This window comes from Bradyrhizobium sp. LB14.3 (assembly GCF_040547985.1).
In the GTDB taxonomy this organism is placed as follows: domain Bacteria; phylum Pseudomonadota; class Alphaproteobacteria; order Rhizobiales; family Xanthobacteraceae; genus Bradyrhizobium.
In genome coordinates this window covers 201,198-221,780 of record NZ_JBEPQT010000001.1, presented here as the reverse complement: position 1 = coordinate 221,780, position 20,583 = coordinate 201,198, and the positions used below count along the sequence as shown (strand labels likewise).

Genomic DNA, 20,583 nt, shown 5'->3' with positions numbered 1-20,583 from the left:
AGAGGCAGTAGTGGGTGATGGAGAAGTCGCGGCGTACTGGATTTCCTGCCTTCGCGGGGAATGACGCCGTGATTGGGGCAGGCGCCTCAGTCGACCAGAATCACCCTTATGTCGTTCACATTGGTCAGCGTCGGCCCCGGCAGCAGCAGGTCGCCCGTCGCCTCGAAGAACGTCGTCGCGTCGTTGCTGGCGAGATACGCCTGCGGCTGCAGCCCCTGCGCCTTCATCTTCGCGAACGTCGCCGCGTCGATCAGCGCGCCGGCGGGATCGGTGGAATTGCCGGCACCGCCATCGGCGCCGTCGGTGTCGCCGGCGAGCGCGGAGATGTTTGGCGTGTCCTTCAACAGGTCGGCGAGCGCCAGCGCGTATTCCTGGTTCGGGCCGCCGCGCCCCTGGCCGCGCACGGTGACCGTGAGCTCGCCGCCGGAGAGGATCGCGACGCGCTTGCCTTGCGCGCGGGCCTGAAGCGCCAGCCTGGCGTGATCGGCGGCAACCTCGCGGGCCTCGCCTTCCAGATCGGCGCCGAGATCGATGGTCTCGTAACCGGCCTCGTGCGCGAGTTTCACCGCGGCATCGAGCGATTGCTTCGGACGTGCGATCAATTTGAAATGCGCGCGTGCGAAGGCGGCGTCACCCGGTTTGCAGCTCTCGTTGGCGGGGGCGTCCAGCGCGCGGCGGACGGCATCGTCGATGTCGAGTTTGTACTTGGTCACGATCGCGCGTGCATCGGCGAGCGTGGTCGAATCGGGCACGGTGGGGCCCGAGGCGATCGCGGAGGGGTCGTCATGCGGAACGTCGGAGATCGCGAGCGTAATGATCTCGGCGGCATTTTTGCCGGCGCGCGCCAGCCGCCCGCCCTTGATCCGTGACAGGTGCTTGCGCACGATATTCATCTCGCCGATCGGCGCGCCCGAGCGGAGCAGCGCCTTGTTGACGGCCTGCTTCTGCGCGAAGCTGATGCCGTCGACAGGCGCGATCCAGTTCGCCGAGCCGCCGCCGGTGAGCAGCACCAGGAGAAGGTCATCGGGTCCGGCCTCGCCTGCGAGCGCGAGGGTATCGGCCGCGCCCTTCAGGCCGGCCTCGTCAGGCACGGGATGGCCGGCCTCGACCACGCGGATGCGGCGGGTCGGCACGCCGTAGCCGTGGCGCGTGGTGGCGATGCCGACGAGGCGCTCCGGTGCGAGCCCGAGCGTGTCGAGATAATGCCGCTCTGCCGCCGCGGCCATCGCGGCCGCGCCCTTGCCGGCGGCGAGGCAGATCACGCGTCCCCTCGGTGCAGGCCGCAAGTGAGGCGCCAGCACCGTGTTGGGATGGGCGGCGGCAACGGCGGCGTCGTAGAGCGCGCGGAGCAGCGGGCGTCGGTCGGTCATGACGAAAGGCCTTGAGCGGACAGGAAAGACTGGCGGCAAACGCGCCGTTCCACCTGCCTACCGCATCAGGCGCGAAAGCGTAAGCGGGCTTTGTCGTCATTCGATTGTGCAATCGCGTGATCATAATCGGCGCGCAAGCAAAAACCCCCTGCGAGAGCTCGCAGGGGGCTTGTTGTCGTGTCGGGGCTAGCCGCCGACGTCGGCGCTGATCACGTCGCCGAACAGCTCCCACTTGTCGCCCTTGAACTTCTCGAGCCGGAGCTGGCTGATCGGCGCAAAGTCGGTCGGGGACGTGTTGATCTGGATTCCCGGCAGCAGCGCCTCCGTGCGGAAGTTCTTCATGCCAGCGGCCTGCTTCATGATGTTCTCGCGCGTGAGATTATCACCGCACTGCTTCAAGACGTGGACCAGCGTCTGTGCCACGGCATAGCCGACGATGGTGCCCTTATCGAGCTTGTCGCCGTCGGGGAAGTATTTGGTCATGAACGCAAGAAAGTCCTTCATGCCGGGATCGTTGGCCCATTCGGGATCCGACACGTCCTTCAGATAATCGGCCGAGATAATGTCCTGGCCGTTCTCGAAGCCGGCAGGCTTCATCACGCTGCCGACGGAGGCAGAGACGTTGTTGAGGAAGTGCAGCGGCTTCCAGCCGATCTCGGCGTTCTTCTTGATCGCCTGGGCTGCGAATTTCGGCGTCGTGATGTTCATGAAGACGTCGGCGCCGGTCGATTTCAGCTTGACGATGTGGTTGTCGATGCTCGGCTCCGAAGTCTCATAGCTCTCTTCGATGACGATCATCGAGGCGGCCTTGGCGCCGAGGCCGTCCTTCAGGCCCTTGAGATAGTCCTTGCCGTAATCGTCGTTCTGGAACAGCACGGCGATCTTGGCGTCGGGCTTGTTTTTGAGCAGCCACTTCGCGTAGATCTGCGTCTCGCTCTGGTAGTTGGGCTGCCAGCCCATCGTCCACGGGAAGTTCTGCGGATCGTTCCACTTGGTGGCGCCGGTCGCGACGAAGAGCTGTGGCACCTTCTTCGAGTTCATGTATTTGTGGATCGCCGAGTTCGGCGGTGTGCCGAGCGAGTTGAAGATGAGCAGCACCTCGTCGCTCTCGACCAGCTTGCGCGCCTGCTCCACCGTCTTCGGCGGCGAATAGGCGTCGTCGTAAGAGATGAAGTTGATCTTGCGGCCGTTGATGCCGCCTTCGTCGTTGATCTTCTTGAAATAGGCGGCTTCGGTCCGCCCGATGATGCCGTAGGCGGAGGCCGGTCCGCTGTAGGGCATGATGTTGCCGACCTTGATCTCGGTATCGGTCGCGCCGGTATCGTATTTCTTCTGGGCCGATGCAGTGGAGGCCGAGGCCGCAATGAGCGCAAGCGCCAGTGACGCGGCCGCAAGTTTGCCGGTGACAGCGGGCATTCCTATCTCCCTATTTTCTTGGTGTGTGTGCGTTCCTTTTCTTGCGTTGCTTGTTTTTGGTGACGCGGCCGCAATTCAATACGATTTACCTGATGCCTTCAACAGAAAGCCCCTACGACGGCGTCGCAGGGGCTGCTTCTTTAGTAGTCAAAGGCGGCCGCGGGATCGTGTGCGCTGCGAAAAAATCGCCACCGCCGCTGATTGTTTAATTTGAGTAGCGCGATTTTGAGTTGATCGGCCTCAATGGCCAGGATCGCTCGAGATGATGTCGCCGAACAGCTCCCATTTCTTGCCTTTGAATCGCATCATCTGGAGCTGCTCGATCGGGGCGAAATTGTCCGGCGCGGTGTTGATCTTGATGCCGGGCAAGAGCGTATCGGGCTCGAAATCCTTCAGGCTGGCGGCCTGCTTCATGACGTTTTCGCGGGTAAGGTCATCGCCGCACATCTGCAGCACCTTCACCATGGTCTGCGCGGCGGCATAGCCGAACACCACGCCGGCATCGAGCTTGTTGGCCGTGGGAGCGTATTGCGCGAGGAAGTTATAGAACTTCTTCATGCCGTCATCGGCGTTCCATTGCGGGTCGGAGCCGTCCTTGGTGTAGCTCGCCGACAGGATGCCTTGCGAAATCTCGAGCCCCGCCGGCTCGAGCACGCCGCCGACCGAGGCCGAGACGTTGGAGATGATGTGGACCGGGTGCCAGTTGATCTCGGCCGCCTTCTTGATCGCCTGGGCGGCAAATTTCGGCGTGGTGATGCTGATGAGGATGTCGGCGCCGGCGGCCTTCAATTTCACGACGTGCTCGTCGATGGCCGGTTCGGACGTGTCGTAGCCTTCCTCCAGCACGATCATCGAGGCCTTGGGCCCAAGGCCGTCCTTCAGCCCCTTCAGATAGTCCTTGCCGAAATCGTCGTTCTGGTAGAGCACGCCGATCTTGCCGTCCGGCTTCTCCTTCATAATGTACTTGGCGTAGATGTGCGCCTCGCTCGCATAGCTCGGCTGCCAACCCATGGTCCAGGGATACTGCCTGGGATCGTTCCACTTCGAAGCGCCGCTCGCCACGAACAATTGCGGCACCTTCTTCTCGTTCATGTATTTGCGGATGGCGCCGTTGGTGGAGGTGCCGAGCGAGCCGAAGATCAGCAGCACCCCGTCGCTCTCGACCAGCTTGCGCGCCTGCTCCACCGTCTTCGGCGGCGAATAGCCGTCGTCATAGGAGATGAACTTGATCTTGCGGCCGCCGATGCCGCCCTCGGCATTGATCTTGTTGAAATAGGCTTCCTCGGCCTTGCCGATCGCCGCGTAGGCGGAGGCCGGGCCGCTATAGGGCATGATGTTGCCGATCTTGATCTCGGTATCGGAAGCGCCGCTGTCGTATTTTTTCTGCGCCAGTGCAGGGCCGCTCATCGCAGTGCACAATATGAATGCGGCCAACAGGGCCGCAACCTGAAATCGAACAGCAGTCATTTCTCTCCCACCCCGGCTGGATCGGCGCCGCATTGAACAAGATTGACGCTCGACGTCAACAAAAAGCCCCCGCGATTGCTCGCGGGGGCTTCTCGAGGCGTTGGATTATTGCGTCAGAGTATCACTCCGTGGCGACGTCGCCGCTGATGATCTCGCCGAAGAGTTCCCACTTCTCGCCTTTGAAGCGCTGCATCTGGAGCTGCGCGATCGGGGCGAAGTCGGTGGCGCTGGTGTTGATCTTGACGCCGGGCAGCAGCGTGTCCGGAGCAAAATCCTTCAATGAGGCCGCCTGCTTCATCATGTTGGCCCGGGTCAAATCGTCGCCGCACATTTCTAGGACCTTGGCCAGCGTCGACGCCGCGCCGTAGCCATAGACCATGCTGGTGTCGGATTTGTCGGCACCCGGCATGTACTTGTCGACGAACTCGTTCCACTTCTTCATGCCGGGGTCGTTCGCCCACTGCGGGTCCGTCGAGTCCTTGGCGTAGGCGGCCGAGAGCACGTTCTGCGCAGCCTCGAAGCCGGCCGGCTTCATCACGCTGCCGACCGAGATCGACACGTTGGTGAGGATCTGCAGCGGCTTCCAGCTCAGCTCGGCTGTCTTCTTGATGGTTTGGGCAGCGAATTTCGGCGTCGTGTAGATCAACAGCACGTCGGGATTGGCAGCCTTGATCTTGACGATGTGACCGTCGATCGACGGCTCGGACACCTCGTAGCTCTCTTCCATGATGATCATGGACGCGCCCTTGGCGCCCAGGCCGTCCTTGGTGCCCTTGAGGTAGTCTTTGCCGAAATCGTCATTCTGGTAAAGGATCGCGATCTTGGCGTCCGGCTTTTCCTTCAACAGCCATTTCGCGTAGATCTGCGCTTCGCTCTGGTAGGAGGGCTGCCAGCCCATGGTCCAGGGGAAGTTTTTCGCGTCGTTCCACTTGGTGGCGCCGGTGGCGACGAACAGCTGCGGGATCTTCTTGGCGTTGAGGTACTTCTGGATCGCGCTGTTCGAGGGCGTGCCGAGCGGGTTGAACACGGCCAGCACCTCGTCGCTCTCGACCAGCTTGCGGACCTGCTCGACGGCCTTGGGCGGCGAATAGCCGTCGTCATAGGTGACGAAGGTGATCTTGCGGCCGTTGATGCCGCCCTTGTCGTTGATCATCTTGAAATAGGCTTCTTCGGTCTTGCCGATGATGCCATAGGCCGACGCCGGGCCGCTGTACGGCATGATGTTGCCGATCTTGATCTCGGTATCGGACGCGCCGGTGTCGTATTTCTTCTGCGCGAGTGCTGCGCCGGAGGTGAGAGTAATGACCGCCGTTGCCGTGACCAGCGCAGCGGTTCGCAGTGTTCTTTCAAAAAGCAATTCGGGTCTCCTTGGTTAAATTAACGGGTTTTCAGTTCTTTCTGAGCCGGCCGACGAGTTGCTGGCCCAGAATCGCGATCTGCCTTGCGCCGTGCGGCACCAGGTAGATGACGAGGAACAACAGTACGCCGAATACCGCGCCGGACAGGCCTTTGGAGATGCCCTCCGCCATGTTCGGCACGAAGATGATGAAGGCTGCGCCGACGAACGAGCCGGGCAGCCAGCCGACGCCGCCGACGACCATGCCGAGGAACAGCGAGATCGCCAGCGTGATGGTGTAGCTGTCGGGCGCGACGAACTGCACGGCGATGGCGCCAAGCGAGCCGGCAACGCCGGTGATGCCGGCGGACACGCCGAAGGCCAGCGTCTTGTAGAGCGCGACGTTGACGCCCATCGAGGAGGCCGCGATCTCGTTGTCGCGGATCGCCATGAAGGCGCGGCCCGAGCGGGAGCGCAGCAGGTTCACCGAGAAGATGTAGATCGCGAGCACGACGGCGAGTGAGAAGTAGTATAGCCACATGTCCTGCGACATCGGCAGCCCGAACGGCGCGTCCGGCTTGGTGACGACGAGGCCCTGCACGCCGCCGGTCCAGTGCTCGAGGAAGTTCAGCTTCAGCAGCTGCGGCATCGCGGTGGCAAGCGCAAAGGTCGCGAGCGCGAGATAGACGCCCGACAGCCGCAGCGCCGGCTTGCCGAACAGGTAGCCGAATCCGAAGCAGACCGCGGCGGAAATCGGAATTGTCAGCGCATAGTTGACGTTGAAGTACTCCATCAGCACCGCCGACGTATAAGCGCCCACGGCGTAGAAGGCGCTCTGGCCGAGCGAGAACTGGCCGGAGCCGCCCGTCAGGATGTTCAAGGCCAGCACCGCCAGCCCGTAGATCAGGAGCATCGTCATCTGGAAGATGATGAAGTTCTTGACGAACACCGGCACGATCAACAGCACCGCCAGCACCAACAGGGAGGTGCCCGTGCCCAGCGTCATCGCCCGCTTCGGAACCGCATCGATCGCCGGGGCTTCCGTTACGACATCTTCTGCAGCGCTCATATCAAACTCGCTTGACGATGTGCCGGCCGAACAGGCCAGCGGGTTTGACGACCAGGACGGAGATGATCAGCGCGAGCGCGATCGGGAGCTTCAGCTCGTTGCCGACGCCGGGAATGTAGGTGCCGGCGAGGTTTTCGAAGACGCCGACCAGGAAGCCGCCGACCACGGCGCCGAACGGGCTGGTCAGTCCGCCGAGCACCGCCGCGGCGAAGCCGTAGATCAGCACGCCGCCCATCATGTTGGGCTCGAGGAACACGACCGGTGCGATCAGCATGCCGGCGATTGCACCGATCGCGGAGGCCATGCCCCAGCCCAACGCGATCATCCAACTCGTGTTGATGCCGACCAGCCGGGCCGATTCAGGCACGGAGGCGGCCGCGCGCATGGCGAGGCCGATCTTGGTGTACTGGAAGAAGAAGTAGAGGCCGAGCAGCAGCAGCACGGTAACGCCGATCATGCCGGCCTGATGGGTCGAGATCAGCTGGCTGCCGAGGAACGGCGAGGAACCGAACGGGGTCGGATACTGCTTGATGGTGAAGTCCCAGATCAGGCCAGCCGAGGAGTTGATGATCGCGAACAGCGCGATGAAGCCGGCGACGTTGGTCAGCACCGGCGCCTTGGCGAGCGGCTTGAAAAGAATGCGCTCGATCGCGATGCCGCCGACGAAGGATAATGCCAGCGTGATCACGAAGGCGGCCCAATAGGGGATGCCCCATTGCATCAGCTGCCAGGAGATGAAGGTCGAGAACATCGCCATCTCGCCCTGCGCGAAGTTGAGATGGTCGATCGCCTGGTAGATCATGACCACGGCGAGCGCCATGCAGGCGTAAATCGCGCCCGTGGCGATCCCGGCCAGCACCTGGTTGGTGAAAAGCTCCATCGTGCCGGCTCCTCAGTAGCCCAGATAGGATTTGCGGATTTCTTCGTTGTTCGCGATGTCCTTGGCATTGCCCGACATCACGATGCGTCCGGTCTCGATCACATAGGCCTGGTCGGCGAGCTCGAGCGCGAGCTGGGCGTTCTGCTCCACCACCAGGATCGACACCTTGTCCTCGCGGTTGATCTTCCCGAGGATGCCGAACAGGTCGCGCACGACGAGCGGCGCCAGGCCGAATGACGGCTCGTCCAGCAGCATCAGCCGCGGCCGCAGCATCAGGGCGCGGGCGACTGCGAGCATCTGCTGCTCGCCGCCCGAAAGCGTGCCGGCCTGCTGGGTGTGCCGCTGCTTCAGCACCGGGAAATGCGCATACATCCGCTCGATGTCGGAGACGATGCCGGCGCTGTCCTTGCGGGTGATGGCGCCGAGCTGGAGGTTCTCCTCCACTGTCATGGTGGTGAAGGTTCCGCGGCCCTGCGGCACATGCGCGATACCGAACCGCACGATGCTCTCGGTGGAGCGGTTGTTCAGCGGCTTGCCGTCGAACTCGATGCCGCCGGTGGAGCGCACCATATTGCAGATCGCGCGCAGCGTCGTGGTCTTGCCGGCGCCGTTCGCCCCTAACAGCGTCGTCAGCGATCCCTCGCTGAGCGAGAAGGACAGGCCGTGAAGCGCCTGGACCTGGCCGTAATAGGCGCGCAGGTCCTTGACGTTGAGCAGCGTCGTCATTGGTCCTTGCTCCCGAGATAGGCCTTGATGACGTCGGGATCCGCCTGCACCTGGGCCGGCGTGCCTTCCGCGAGCTTCTTGCCGAAATTCAGCGCGACGACGTGGTCGGCGATCGACATCACGAGGCCCATGTGGTGCTCCACCAGCAGCACGGTCATGTGGCGCTCGTCGCGGATGCGGCGAATGAGGTCGCCGAGAACGTGGACTTCCTCGTGGTTGAGGCCGCCGGCGGGCTCGTCGAGCAGCAGGATCTTCGGATCGGCAGCAAGCGCGCGCGCCAGCTCGACGCGTTTTTGCGTGCCGAAAGGCAGGCCGGACACGACGGTGTGGGCGACATCCTCGAGGTTCAGATAGGCGAGGATCTCGTGCACCTTCTTGTTGACGTCGGCTTCGCTGCGGCGAATCCAGGCGAGACGCAGCGAGTCACTGATGATGTCGCTGGAGGTGCGGGCATGGGTGCCGACGCGGACATTGTCCATCACCGAGAGGTTCGGAAACAGCGCCACGTTCTGGAAGGTGCGGCCGATGCCGATCTCCGCGATCCGGTGCGGCGGCCGCTTCAGGATGGTCGCGCCCTCCATCAGGATGTCGCCGGACGACGGCTGATAGAGCCGGGAGAGGCAGTTGAAGAGCGTGGTCTTGCCGGCGCCGTTGGGGCCGATCAAGCCGAGGATCTGGCCCTTGTGCATGTCGAAGGACACGCCGTTGAGCGCGACAATGCCGCCGAACACGACGCTGACGTCGCGAACCGCGAGCAGGGGCGATGTCCCCTGCGCGAGCTGTGCCTGCGTCATCTCGTCTCGCCCACGCTGTTGAGTGGACGAAGGGGCGATACGAACCGCTCCTGATGATCACAAAGGCTATCTGATCCCCTCGACCACACGCGCAACTTTTCCTCCTGATTTCAGCTTTTTGCTGACGTCTTTTTTGGAATGCGGCATCAGACCCCCGAGCGCCGCTTCGATGTTCCTTACCATCGCAAGCAGACGCGGTCCAATGTCGTTGATCAAACGCTCTTCCGTGAAGCGGAATGCGGGCGCGCCGCAATTAAATGCGTAGGGACCGGTTCCGTCATTGAGCTTGAGCGCGACGCCGGCGGCGCCGATGTCGTCATGCCAGTCGCCGACCGAAGTCGCAAAACCGTGTTTTGCGATTGTTTCGCCGGAACGTTCCAGTCCGTCGCGCATCTTGGGCCAGCGGCTGCCGTAATGCTCGCGCAGATCGCGCAACAATTCGGCACGCTCGTCGTCGTTCAGCGCCCAGAAATAGGCGCGGCCCATCGCGGTGGTTGCAATCGGCACGCGGGAGCCGACGTCAAGTTGAACGCCGACCGTCTCGCTGCCGCGGCTCTGCCCGAAATAGATCATGCTTTGGCGGTCGCGGCCACCGATCGCGACGGCTCCGCCGGTCGCGCGCATCATTTCCTCGCGGAACGGTTCGGACAAATGCCGAACGCCGAGATTGGATAGCGCCGCGTAGCCGAGCGCCATCGCAGCCGGCGCAAGCTGATACTTCTCGAAGCGGGGAACCGGCGTCAGATAACCGAGCTTCGTCAACGTATAGGTCAGCCGCGAAACGGTCGGTTTGGGCAGGTTGGTGCGGGCCGCGATTTCCTGATTGCCAAGAAGTCCGTCGCTGGGCTGGAATGCGCGCAATACGTCTAGTCCGCGGGAAAGCGCGACGACGAAATTCCGATCGGTCGCGGTCTTCTTTCCTGTACGCTTCATCCCTGATCTGCTTCTTGCGCGGAGTCGTTGACAAGCCACGTGCTTCAAAATAACCCTGCCGTCAAGATGCGGAATTAAATTCCGCAATGCGAAATCAAACAAAGTTACCCCAGCAAGGAGGGACACCGTGAGCGAAGTGGTCAAGCTTGAGCGTCATGACGAAGTCGGGATCGTCACGGTCGACAGCCCTCCGGTCAATGCGCTGAGTGCCGCGGTTCGCGGCGGTATTTTGGAGTGCATCAAGGCCGCGATCGCCGATCCCGCGATCAAGGGCATCGTGCTGACCTGCGCCGGCCGCACCTTCATTGCCGGCGCCGACATCACCGAATTCGGCAAGCCGCCGAAGGCGCCCGCCCTCAACGACGTGCTTTCCGAGATCGAGAACTCGCCGAAGCCGGTCGTTGCCGCGATCCACGGCACCGCACTCGGCGGCGGCCTCGAGGTCGCGCTCGCCTGTCATTTTCGCGTCGCGGCGAAAGAAGCCAAGCTCGGCCTGCCCGAGGTGAAGCTCGGCCTGCTGCCGGGCGCAGGCGGCACCCAGCGCCTGCCGCGCGCGGTCGGACCGGAGCTTGCGGTCAAGATGATCGTCGGCGGTGATCCGATCGGTGCGGCGGAAGCGCTGAAAAACGGTTTGATCGAAGAGATCGTCGAGGGCCCGGCTGCCGGAGGCGAAGCCTTCGTGCGAAAGCTGCTGGCCGAAAAGCGCCCGCTGCGCCGCCTGCGTGACGACGATTCCAAGATCGCTGCGGCCAAGGCCGATCGCTCGATCTTCACCAATGCCGTCGCCGCCATGACCAAGAAGTCGCGCGGCCTGGAAGCGCCGTTCGCGGCGGCCGACGCCGTCGGCTACGCCATTGACCTACCGTTCGACGAAGGTCTGAAGAAGGAGCGCGAGGGCTTCCTGAAGCTCGTCGCCAGCGATCAGTCCAAGGCGCAGCGCTATGCCTTCTTCGCCGAGCGCGAGGCCAGCAAGATCACGGGCGTGCCTGAAGGCACCAAGTCGCGGCCCGTGAACCGCGTCGCCATCCTCGGCGCCGGCACCATGGGCGGTGGCATCGCGATGTCGTTTGCCAATGCCGGCGTGCCCGTCACCCTGATCGAGACCGGCGAAGAGCAGCTCAAGCGCGGCCTCGGCATCATGCAGAAGAACTGGGAAGCGACCGCGGCGCGCGGCGGCATCCCGGTGGATGCGCCCGCCAAGCGCATGGCGCTGATCAACGGCGTCGTCGGCATCGAGAACGTCGGCGATGCCGACCTGGTCATCGAAGCCGTGTTCGAGACCATGGCGGTGAAGAAGGAAGTGTTCGGCAAGCTCGACCAATACGTCAAGCCGGGTGCCGTGCTCGCCTCCAATACCTCCTACCTGAACATCGACGAGATCGCGCAGTCGACCAAGCGTCCGCAGGACGTGCTCGGCATGCACTTCTTCTCGCCCGCCAACGTCATGAAACTGTGCGAGATCGTGCGCGCCGACAAGACCGCGCCGGACGCCCTTGTGACGGCTGTCTCGATCGCGCGCAAAATTGCGAAAGTGCCGGCCGTGGTCGGCGTCTGCGACGGCTTTGTCGGCAACCGCATGCTCGCCCAGCGCGGCAAGCAGTCGGAGAAGCTGTTGTTCGAAGGTGCCTTGCCGCAGCAGGTCGACGCCGTGGTGACGAAGTTCGGCATGCCGATGGGCCCGTTCGCGATGGGCGACCTCGCCGGCCTCGATATCGGCTGGCGCTCGCGCAAGGACCGCGGCATCAAGTCCGAGATCGCGGACGCGCTCTGCGAAGCCGGTCGCTTCGGCCAGAAGACCGGCAAGGGCTATTACAAGTACGAAGCCGGCTCCCGCTCGGCGCTGCCCGATCCCGAGGTCGAAAAGCTGATCGACGAGACGCTGCTCCGTTTGGGCCGCAAGAAGCGCGTTGTCAGCGACGACGAGATCCTCGAGCGCATGATGTACCCGATGATCAACGAGGGCGCGAAGATTTTGGAGGAAGGCATCGCGGCGCGTCCCTCCGATATCGATGTGGTCTGGCTCTACGGCTATGGCTGGCCGATCTACCGCGGCGGCCCGATGTTCTGGGCCGACAGCGTCGGCCTCAAGCACATCGCCGATCGTCTCTCCTTCTATGCCAGGGAGACCAACGACCCCAGCCTCGAGCCCGCGCCGCTGCTGAAGAAGCTCGCGGCCGAAGGCAAGACCTTCGCCTCGCTGGCGGCGGCGTCGAAAGCGGCTTGATCGGATTGGCCGTGGCCGCGATGATTTGCTCCGGGCGACGCCCTCTCCGTTCCCTCGCCCCTTGCGGGGGACAGTCAGGCAGGGAGCCCCGGGCGAGGTCAATGTGCGTGGCTACCCCGCTCCCCAACCCTTCCCCGCAACGGGGAAGGGAGCCCGTTCCGTCCGTGCCCGCCTTACGTGGAACCGCTGCTCAGGCAGTGCAAAGTAACGAAGTGAAATGACCCATCCCGGCGAACAGTTTTATCCCGAAGGCGTGCGTTGGGACGACACCATCGTCCAGGGCTCGCTGCCTGACCTGCTGGCAAAAGCCGCCGCCGAGTACGGCCCGCGCACCGCGCTGGAATTCCGGGAGCGTCCGATCAGTTACACCGAACTCGCCGCGATGGCGGAGCGTGCGGCCGCCGCGTTCCTGCGCGCCGGATGCGGGAAGAATACTTCCATCGCGCTGTTCCTCGGCAATACGCCGGACCATCCCGTCAATTTCTTCGGCGCGCTGAAGGCCGGCGCGCGCGTTGCGCATCTCTCCCCGCTCGACGGCGAGATTGCGCTGACGCACAAGGTTTCCGATTCCGGCTCGCGCCTGCTCGTCACGTCCAACCTCGCGGCGCTGCTGCCCACCGCGCTGAAGTTCCTGGAGAAGGGGTTGATCGATCGCCTGGTCGTCTGCGAGGACGACAATTGGGGCAAGGTCGGCACGCCGCAGGCCGCGATCCCCGTTGATCCCCGCATCGTCACCTTCAAGACCTTCGTCGAGGGCGCGACCGCGCCGGCGCAGTGGCCGTCCGTGACGGCCGACGACGTCGCCCTGCTGCAATATACCGGTGGCACCACCGGCCTGCCCAAGGGCGCGATGCTCACGCACGGCAATCTCACCTCTGCCGTGTCGATCTACGACGTCTGGGGCAAGCCGTCGCGCACGACGCGGGGCGATGCCATCGAGCGCGTGATCTGTGTGCTGCCGCTGTTCCACATCTACGCGCTCACCGTCGTGCTGTTATCCTCGCTCAGCCGCGGCAATCTGATCTCGCTGCATCAGCGTTTTGACGTCCAAGCAGTAATGCGCGACATCGAAATCAAGCGCGCGACCTATTTCCCGGGCGTGCCGACGATGTGGATCGCGATCGCAGCCCTTCCCGATCTCGACAAGCGTGACTTCTCTTCGCTGGCGACGATCGGCTCCGGGGGCGCGCCGCTTCCGGTGGAGCTCGCAAATTTCTTCGAGCGCAAGGTCGGCAAGAAGCTCCGCAGCGGTTGGGGCATGACCGAGACCTGCTCGCCCGGCACCGGCCATCCGCCCACAGGTCCCGACAAGCCCGGCTCGATCGGCCTGATGCTGCCCGGCATCGAACTCGACGTCGTCTCGCTGGACAATTCCACGAAAGTGCTGCCGCCGGGCGAAGTCGGCGAGATCCGCATCAAGGGCCCGAACGTCACCCAGGGCTACTGGAACAAGCCGAAGGAATCCGCGGAGTCCTTTGCCGACGGCCGCTTCCTCACCGGCGACATCGGCTACGTCGACACGGACGGCTATTTCTTCCTGGTCGACCGCAAGAAGGACATGATCATCTCCGGCGGCTTCAACGTCTATCCACAGATGATCGAGCAGGCGATCTACACCATTGCCGGCGTGCACGAGGTGATCGTGCTCGGCATTCCCGACCAGTACCGCGGCGAGGCCGCGAAGGCCTTCATCAAGCTGAAGCCGGACGCAAAGCCGTTCTCGCTCGACGATTTGCGCGCGCAGCTCACCGGCAAGCTCGGCAAGCACGAATTGCCGGCCGAGGTCGAATTCGTCGACGATCTGCCGCGCACGCCGGTCGGAAAGCTGTCGCGCCACGAGTTGCGTCAGCAGCAGAAACCATCACAATCCCCCCAACTTGCCACCCAATCTGTATCAGGAGGTCGCTCTTGACCGATGCCGTCATCGTTTCCACCGCCCGCACCCCGATCGGCAAGGCCTATCGCGGCGCGCTCAACGCCACCGAGGGTGCGACCCTGCTCGGCCACGCCATTGGCGAAGCCGTCGCGCGCGCCAAGATCGACCCGAAGGAGGTCGAGGACGTCGTGATGGGAGCGGCGCTGCAGCAGGGAACGACCGGAGGCAATATCGCGCGCAAGGCGCTGCTCCGCGCCGGTTTGCCCGTCACCGTTGGCGGCACCACCATCGACCGGCAATGCGCCTCGGGCCTCCAGGCGATCGCGCTCGCCGCGCGCTCGGTGATTTTTGACGGCGTCGAGATCGCGGTCGGCGGCGGCGGCGAGTCCATCTCGCTGGTGCAGAACGACAAGATGAACAGCTTCCACGCCCAGGACCCGGCGCTGCTCGAGATCAAGGGCGAGGTCTACATGCCGATGATCGACACGGCCGAAATCGTCGCCAAGCGCTACGGCATCTCGCGCGAGAAGCAGGACGAATATTCGCTGGAAAGCCAGCGCCGCACTGCGGCCGCGCAACAGGGCGGTAAGTTCAAGGACGAACTCGCGCCGATCACCACCAAAATGGCCGTGACCGACAAGGCGACCGGCGCAGTCTCGTTCAAGGACGTGACGCTGTCGCAAGACGAGGGTCCGCGGCCCGAGACCACCGCCGAAGGCCTCGCCGGCCTCAAGGCCGTGCGCGGTGAAGGTTTTTCGGTCACTGCCGGCAATGCCAGCCAGCTCTCGGACGGCGCCAGCGCCTCCGTCATCATGAGCGACAAGGAAGCGTCGAAACGCGGCCTCAAGCCGCTCGGCATCTTCCGCGGTTTCGTCTCCGCCGGCTGCGAGCCGGACGAAATGGGCATCGGCCCGGTGTTCGCGGTGCCGCGGCTGCTCAAGCGTCACGGCCTCACGGTCGACGACATCGGCCTGTGGGAGCTCAACGAAGCGTTCGCGGTGCAGGTGCTGTATTGCCGCGACAAGCTCGGCATCGACCCTGACAAGATCAACGTCGACGGCGGCGCGATCGCGGTCGGCCACCCCTACGGCATGTCGGGCGCGCGCCTCACCGGCCACGCCCTGATCGAAGGCCGCCGCCGCAAGGCGAAGTACGCGGTCGTCACCATGTGCGTCGGCGGCGGCATGGGCGCAGCGGGCTTGTTTGAGATTTTGCAGTAATTCACAGGAGGATCCGATGGATCTCGCATTCACGAAAGAAGAGCAGGCGTTTCGCGAGGAAGTGCGGGAGTTCTTCCGCGGTAACGTGCCGCCGGATACGCGGCGCAAGCTGGTCGAGGGCCGCCATCTCTCGAAGGACGAGATGGTGACGTGGTGGCGCATCCTCAACAAGAAGGGCTGGGGCACCAGCCATTGGCCCAAGCAATATGGTGGTACCGGCTGGACCTCCGTGCAGCACTACATCTTCAACGAGGAGCTGCAGTCCTATCCGGCGCCGCAGCCGCTCGCCTTCGGCGTCAGCATGGTCGGCCCTGTGATCTACACCTTCGGCAACGAAGAGCAGAAGAAGCAGTATTTGCCGCGCATTGCCAATGTCGACGACTGGTGGTGCCAGGGTTTCTCCGAGCCTGGCTCCGGATCTGATCTCGCTTCGCTGAACACAAAAGCCGAGCGCAAAGGCGACAAGTGGATCATCAACGGCCAGAAAACCTGGACCACGCTCGCCCAGCACGCTGACATGATCTTCTGCCTCTGCCGCACCGACGCGACTGCGAAGAAGCAGATGGGCATCTCCTTCATCGTGTTCTCGATGAAGTCGAAGGGCGTCACAGTGCGCCCGATCCAGACCATCGACGGCGGCGTCGAGGTCAACGAAGTGTTCTTCGACGACGTCGAGGTTCCCTACGAGAACCTGATCGGCGAGGAGAACAAGGGGTGGGATTACGCAAAATTCCTGCTCGGCAATGAGCGCACCGGCATCGCGCGGGTCGGCGTCTCCAAGGAGCGGCTGCGCCGCATCCGCGACTTGGCCTCCAAAGTCGAATCCGGGGGCAAGCCGATCATCCAGGACGCGGCCTTCCGTGAGAAGCTCGCGGCCTGCGAGATCGAGCTCAAGGCGCTCGAGCTCACGCAGTTGCGCGTCGTCGCCGACGAAGGCAAGCACGGCAAGGGCAAGCCCAATCCGGCGTCCTCGGTCCTGAAGATCAAGGGCTCCGAGATCCAGCAGACCACCACCGAGCTGCTGATGGAAGTGATCGGCCCGTTCGCCGCGCCCTACGACGTGCACGGCGACGACGGCTCGAACGAAGCCATGGACTGGACCGCCCAGATCGCGCCGAGTTATTTCAACAACCGCAAGGTTTCGATCTACGGCGGCTCCAACGAGATCCAGCGCAACATCATCGCCAAGGCGGTGCTGGGGCTTTGATCGCACACTATTAACACGCACCCACCGTCATGGCCGGGCTTGACCCGGCCATCTACGCCTAGCGGCCGAAAGAACGTGGATGCCCGGCACAAGGCCGGCATGACGAAATCGATACCGGGAGAGCAAAGAACATGGATTTTGATCTGAACGAGGAGCAACGGCTTCTCAAGGAAAGCATCGACGGCCTCTTGACCGATTCCTACGATTTCGAGAGCCGCAAGAAGTACATGAAGGAGAAGGGCGGCTGGAGCAAAGCCGTCTGGGGCAAGCTCGCGGAGCAGGGCCTGCTCGGTCTGCCTTTCGCGGAGGCCGATGGCGGCTTCGGTGGCGGCGGCGTCGAGACCATGATCGTGATGGAAGCACTCGGCAAGGCATTGGTGCTCGAGCCTTATCTCGCAACCGTCGTGATCGGCGGCGGCTTCCTGCGCCATGCCGGCTCCGATGCGCAGAAGGCTGCGCATGTGCCCGGCATCGTCGACGGCAGCAAGACGCTGGCGTTTGCCCAGCTCGAGAAGAATTCGCGCTACGATCTCTTCGACGTCTCCACGACGGCGAAGAAGAAGGGCGACGGTTGGGTCATCGACGGCGAAAAATTCGTCGTGCTCAACGGCGAGAACGCAGATACCCTCATCGTGACCGCGCGCACCAAGGGCGAGCGCCGCGACAAGAGCGGCATCGGCGTGTTCCTGGTCCCGGCGAGCGCCAAGGGCGTGACCAAGAAGTCGTACCCGACCCAGGACGGCATGCACGCCGCCGACATCACCTTCACCGGTGTCGAGGTCGGGGCTGATGCGGCGCTTGGCAATCCCGATGATTCGCTCGCGCTGATCGAGCGTATCGTGGACGAAGCCCGCGTCGCGCTCTGCGCCGAGGCGGTCGGCCTGATGGACGAGTCGCTGAAGACCACGGTCGAGTACATCAAGACGCGCAAGCAATTCGGCGTCGCGATCGGCTCGTTCCAGTCGCTCCAGCACCGCGCCTCCGACATGTTCGTCGCCGCCGAGCAGGCAAGATCGATGTCGATGTTCGCGACCATGGCGGCCGATTTCGAGGACGCCAAGGAACGCTCCAACGCCATCGCCGCCGCCAAGGTGCAGATCGGCAAGTCGCTGAAGTACGTCGGGCAGCAGGCGATCCAGCTCCACGGCGGCATCGGCATGACCATGGAGGCGAAGATCGGTCATTACTTCAAGCGCCTGACCATGATCGAGAACTCGTTCGGCGACACCGACTACCACCAGCGCCGCGTCGCGGATGGTGGCGGGTTGATCTAAGCGCCACGCCGTCATTGCGAGGAGCTCTTGCGACGAAGCAATCCAGGCTTTCTCCGTGGAAAGATTCTGGATTGCTTCGCTGCGCTCGCAATGACGAAGCAAACGGAATCAACGGAGCAGCGACAATGAAAAACACCCCGTTCGATCTCACCGGCAAGGTCGCCGTGGTCACCGGCTCCAGCCGCGGCATCGGTCGCTCCTCCGCCGAGCTGCTCGCAAAGCTCGGCGCAAAAGTCGTGGTCTCCTCGCGCAAGGCCGACGCCTGCAAGGAGGTCGCCGACGGCATCAATGCGGCCGGCGGCGATGCAACCGTCATCCCCTGCAACATCGCGCGCAAGCCAGAGGTCGAGGCGCTGATCGCGGGCGCCACGAAGCATTACGGCAAAATCGACATCCTTGTCTGCAACGCCGCGGTGAATCCGTATTATGGCCCGCTGCTCGACATCACCGACGAGGCCTTCGACAAGATCATGGGCTCGAACGTCAAGAGCAACATCTGGCTCTCCGCGCTGGCGATCCCGCAGATGGCGGAGCGCGGCAATGGCTCCGTCGTCATCATCTCCTCGATCGGCGGCTTGCGCGGCTCGACCGTGATCGGTGCCTACGGTATCTCCAAGGCCGCCGACTTCGCGCTGTGTCGCTCGCTCGCCGGCGAATGGGGTCCGAAAGGCGTCCGCGTCAACTGCATCGCGCCGGGCCTGGTCAAGACCGACTTCGCCCGCGCGCTGTGGGAAGACGAAGCGAATCTAAAACGCCGCACCGCCACCACCCCGCTTCGCCGCATCGGCGAACCCGACGAAATCGCGGGCGCAGTCGCCTACCTCGCCTCGGATGCGTCGAGCTTCATGACCGGCCAGACCATCGTCATCGACGGCGGCGTGACGACGGCGGCGGTGTAAAGCGGTTTACTCCCTCGCCCCGCTCTTGCGGGGAGAGCGTTGGGGTGAGGGCCTGTCTCCAGGAATACGGCTGGCGATGAGTTCGTGCCCCCTCACCCGGAATTCAAGCTGCGCTTGAATTCCGACCTCTCCCCGCAAGCTGACCGCAAGCTGGGCGAGGTGAAGACGATTCCGGCAGCCTTGACCTTCCCGTCCTAATCCGCTCCCTTTGGCGCGACATATGACCCGTCACCGGGAAACACCAAGGTAGCTCCCATGTCTTTCGTCCTCGCCATCGACCAGGGCACCACCTCCTCGCGCGCGATTGTGTTTCGCGGCGACATCTCGATCGCCGCCCGTGCACAGCAGGAGTTTCCGCAGCATTTTCCGGCCTCGGGCTGGGTCGAGCACGAGCCGGAAGACATCTGGACCTCGACCGTGACGGTCTGCCGCGATGCGATCGCGCAGGCCGGCATCACCGCAAAAGACATCGCCGCGATCGGCATCACCAACCAGCGCGAGACCACCGTGGTGTGGGACCGCGCCACCGGCCAGGCCGTGCATCGTGCCATCGTCTGGCAGGACCGGCGCACCGCGGACATCTGCGCCAAGCTGAAATCAGACGGCCGCGAGCCTGTAATCTCGCAGAAGACCGGCCTCATTATCGATCCCTATTTCTCCGGCACCAAGGTCGCCTGGATTCTCGACCACGTCCCCGGCGCACGGGCGCGCGCCGCGCGCGGCGAATTGATGTTCGGCACCGTGGACTGCTACCTGCTCTGGCGCCTCACCGGCGGCAAGGTGCACGCCACCGACGCTACCAACGCCTCGCGTACGCTGCTGTTCAACATCCACACCGGCCAGTGGGACGACGAGCTGCTGGAGATCATCGGCGTGCCGCGCTCAATGCTGCCCGAGGTGAAAGATTCCTCCGCCCGCTTCGGCGAGACCGTGCCCGATCTGTTCGGCGGCGCTATCGCGATCTCAGGCATCGCCGGCGACCAGCAGGCCGCGACCATCGGCCAGGCCTGCTTCCGACCGGGCATGATGAAGTCCACTTACGGCACTGGCTGCTTCGCCCTGCTCAACACCGGCACCACGCCGGTGGCCTCGAAGAACAAGCTGCTCACCACCATCGCCTATCAGCTCGGCGGCAAACGCACCTACGCGCTCGAAGGCTCGATCTTCGTCGCGGGCTCGGCGGTGCAGTGGCTGCGTGATGGCCTCGGCATCATCAAGCACGCCGCCGAGACCGGACCTCTTGCCGATCAGTCGGACTCAATGCAGAGCGTCTATCTCGTGCCGGCCTTCGTCGGCATGGGCGCGCCCTATTGGAATCCGCGCGTGCGCGGCGCGCTGTTCGGCCTCACCCGCAACACCGGCCCGGCCGAGCTCGCCCACGCCGCGCTGGAAAGCGTCTGCTACCAGACTTTTGACCTTTGGGCCGCGATGCGCGCCGACTGGCCGAGCTCGGAAACGGCAAGCGTCGTGCTCCGCGTCGACGGCGGCATGACCGCGTCGGACTGGACCATGCAGCGCCTCGCCGACCTGCTCGACGCACCGGTCGACCGACCCGTGATCCAGGAGACCACGGCGCTCGGCGCCGCCTATCTCGCCGGCCTCCAGGCCGGCGTCTATCCCGAGCCGACCAAATTCGCCGACAACTGGCGGCTGGAGCATCGCTTCAAGCCGAACATGAGCCAGGCGACAAGGGAGCGCAAGCTCGCGGGTTGGGCGCGCGCGGTGAAGGGCGTGCTGGCGAGCGACGAGGGGGACTGAGTGATCCTCCCCGACGGCTATTCCGATGTGCCCAACGGGAAGACGGCTGCCGTTCGTCACCCATCTGGAGATGACCGCGCCGGCGCGGGAGGACGCACTGACCGTTATCGGTGAAAAATTGGCAGGCGATGTTT

At 63.8% G+C, this 20,583-nt stretch carries 16 protein-coding genes; 7 read left to right on the top strand and 9 right to left on the bottom strand.

Going from position 1 to position 20,583, the window contains the following annotated elements; genetic code table 11:
• Positions 1-86: 86 nt before the first annotated feature.
• The 9 genes from ABIB00_RS01040 to ABIB00_RS01000 all read right to left on the bottom strand — a co-directional run bounded on the left by ABIB00_RS01040 (position 87) and on the right by ABIB00_RS01000 (position 9,991).
• Complete coding sequence (locus tag ABIB00_RS01040) at positions 87-1,370, bottom strand: glycerate kinase type-2 family protein (RefSeq protein WP_354103077.1); 1,284 nt, start codon at positions 1,368-1,370, stop codon at positions 87-89.
• 186 nt (positions 1,371-1,556) lie between these two features.
• Positions 1,557-2,786, bottom strand: coding sequence for an ABC transporter substrate-binding protein (locus ABIB00_RS01035; protein WP_247343937.1), 1,230 nt, complete (start codon positions 2,784-2,786; stop codon positions 1,557-1,559).
• A 240-nt stretch (positions 2,787-3,026) separates the two neighbouring features.
• Positions 3,027-4,253: an ABC transporter substrate-binding protein gene (locus tag ABIB00_RS01030; RefSeq protein ID WP_354103076.1), complete on the bottom strand. Its 1,227-nt coding sequence runs from the start codon at positions 4,251-4,253 to the stop codon at positions 3,027-3,029.
• Between the two features lie 121 nt (positions 4,254-4,374).
• Positions 4,375-5,610 (bottom strand): ABC transporter substrate-binding protein, encoded by a 1,236-nt coding sequence (locus tag ABIB00_RS01025; protein ID WP_354103075.1) that lies wholly within the window; start codon positions 5,608-5,610, stop codon positions 4,375-4,377.
• A gap of 31 nt (positions 5,611-5,641) precedes the next feature.
• A complete protein-coding gene (locus tag ABIB00_RS01020) occupies positions 5,642-6,658 on the bottom strand; it encodes a branched-chain amino acid ABC transporter permease (protein ID WP_247343930.1) in 1,017 nt (338 codons plus the stop codon).
• Between the two features lies 1 nt (position 6,659).
• Complete coding sequence (locus ABIB00_RS01015) at positions 6,660-7,538, bottom strand: branched-chain amino acid ABC transporter permease (RefSeq protein ID WP_247343927.1); 879 nt, start codon at positions 7,536-7,538, stop codon at positions 6,660-6,662.
• Between the two features lie 12 nt (positions 7,539-7,550).
• The gene (locus ABIB00_RS01010; RefSeq protein WP_007599709.1) at positions 7,551-8,264 is read right to left on the bottom strand and encodes an ABC transporter ATP-binding protein; all 714 of its coding nucleotides are present in this window, start codon (positions 8,262-8,264) and stop codon (positions 7,551-7,553) included.
• A complete protein-coding gene (locus tag ABIB00_RS01005) occupies positions 8,261-9,058 on the bottom strand; it encodes an ABC transporter ATP-binding protein (RefSeq protein ID WP_354044619.1) in 798 nt (265 codons plus the stop codon). The genes ABIB00_RS01010 and ABIB00_RS01005 overlap by 4 nt, the downstream gene beginning before the upstream one ends.
• Before the next feature lie 66 nt (positions 9,059-9,124).
• Complete coding sequence (locus tag ABIB00_RS01000) at positions 9,125-9,991, bottom strand: IclR family transcriptional regulator (protein ID WP_247343920.1); 867 nt, start codon at positions 9,989-9,991, stop codon at positions 9,125-9,127.
• Between the two features lie 127 nt (positions 9,992-10,118).
• Between ABIB00_RS01000 and ABIB00_RS00995 the strand changes: the two genes are divergently transcribed.
• The 7 genes from ABIB00_RS00995 to glpK all read left to right on the top strand — a co-directional run bounded on the left by ABIB00_RS00995 (position 10,119) and on the right by glpK (position 20,449).
• Positions 10,119-12,215: a 3-hydroxyacyl-CoA dehydrogenase NAD-binding domain-containing protein gene (locus tag ABIB00_RS00995; RefSeq protein ID WP_354103074.1), complete on the top strand. Its 2,097-nt coding sequence runs from the start codon at positions 10,119-10,121 to the stop codon at positions 12,213-12,215.
• Positions 12,216-12,432: 217 nt separating this feature from the next.
• Entirely contained in the window at positions 12,433-14,127 is a 1,695-nt protein-coding gene (gene pimA, locus ABIB00_RS00990; RefSeq protein WP_354103073.1) for a dicarboxylate--CoA ligase PimA, read from the top strand.
• Positions 14,124-15,311: an acetyl-CoA C-acyltransferase gene (locus ABIB00_RS00985; RefSeq protein ID WP_354103072.1), complete on the top strand. Its 1,188-nt coding sequence runs from the start codon at positions 14,124-14,126 to the stop codon at positions 15,309-15,311. The genes pimA and ABIB00_RS00985 overlap by 4 nt, the downstream gene beginning before the upstream one ends.
• Before the next feature lie 16 nt (positions 15,312-15,327).
• Complete coding sequence (pimC, locus tag ABIB00_RS00980; protein WP_354103071.1) at positions 15,328-16,518, top strand: pimeloyl-CoA dehydrogenase large subunit; 1,191 nt, start codon at positions 15,328-15,330, stop codon at positions 16,516-16,518.
• A gap of 131 nt (positions 16,519-16,649) precedes the next feature.
• Entirely contained in the window at positions 16,650-17,792 is a 1,143-nt protein-coding gene (gene pimD / locus ABIB00_RS00975; protein WP_354103070.1) for a pimeloyl-CoA dehydrogenase small subunit, read from the top strand.
• Positions 17,793-17,917: 125 nt separating this feature from the next.
• Positions 17,918-18,691 carry an SDR family NAD(P)-dependent oxidoreductase gene (locus ABIB00_RS00970; RefSeq protein WP_354103069.1) on the top strand — a complete coding sequence of 258 codons (774 nt, stop codon included), beginning with the start codon at positions 17,918-17,920 and terminating at the stop codon, positions 18,689-18,691.
• A gap of 255 nt (positions 18,692-18,946) precedes the next feature.
• On the top strand, positions 18,947-20,449 hold the full coding sequence (gene glpK, locus ABIB00_RS00965; RefSeq protein ID WP_247343901.1) for a glycerol kinase GlpK: 1,503 nt from the start codon (positions 18,947-18,949) through the stop codon (positions 20,447-20,449).
• Positions 20,450-20,583: the final 134 nt, after the last annotated feature.

Excerpts from the sequence above, each read along its gene's own strand:
- ABIB00_RS01040 (WP_354103077.1), bottom strand. The coding sequence starts at position 1,370 with ATGACCGACCGACGCCCGCTGCTCCGCGCGCTCTACGACGCCGCCGTT.
- ABIB00_RS01035 (WP_247343937.1), bottom strand. The coding sequence starts at position 2,786 with ATGCCCGCTGTCACCGGCAAACTTGCGGCCGCGTCACTGGCGCTTGCG.
- ABIB00_RS01030 (WP_354103076.1), bottom strand. The coding sequence starts at position 4,253 with ATGACTGCTGTTCGATTTCAGGTTGCGGCCCTGTTGGCCGCATTCATA.
- ABIB00_RS01020 (WP_247343930.1), bottom strand. The coding sequence starts at position 6,658 with ATGAGCGCTGCAGAAGATGTCGTAACGGAAGCCCCGGCGATCGATGCG.
- ABIB00_RS01015 (WP_247343927.1), bottom strand. The coding sequence starts at position 7,538 with ATGGAGCTTTTCACCAACCAGGTGCTGGCCGGGATCGCCACGGGCGCG.
- ABIB00_RS01010 (WP_007599709.1), bottom strand. The coding sequence starts at position 8,264 with ATGACGACGCTGCTCAACGTCAAGGACCTGCGCGCCTATTACGGCCAG.
- ABIB00_RS01005 (WP_354044619.1), bottom strand. The coding sequence starts at position 9,058 with ATGACGCAGGCACAGCTCGCGCAGGGGACATCGCCCCTGCTCGCGGTT.
- ABIB00_RS01000 (WP_247343920.1), bottom strand. The coding sequence starts at position 9,991 with ATGAAGCGTACAGGAAAGAAGACCGCGACCGATCGGAATTTCGTCGTC.
- pimA (WP_354103073.1), top strand. The coding sequence starts at position 12,433 with ATGACCCATCCCGGCGAACAGTTTTATCCCGAAGGCGTGCGTTGGGAC.
- pimC (WP_354103071.1), top strand. The coding sequence starts at position 15,328 with ATGGATCTCGCATTCACGAAAGAAGAGCAGGCGTTTCGCGAGGAAGTG.
- pimD (WP_354103070.1), top strand. The coding sequence starts at position 16,650 with ATGGATTTTGATCTGAACGAGGAGCAACGGCTTCTCAAGGAAAGCATC.
- ABIB00_RS00970 (WP_354103069.1), top strand. The coding sequence starts at position 17,918 with ATGAAAAACACCCCGTTCGATCTCACCGGCAAGGTCGCCGTGGTCACC.
- glpK (WP_247343901.1), top strand. The coding sequence starts at position 18,947 with ATGTCTTTCGTCCTCGCCATCGACCAGGGCACCACCTCCTCGCGCGCG.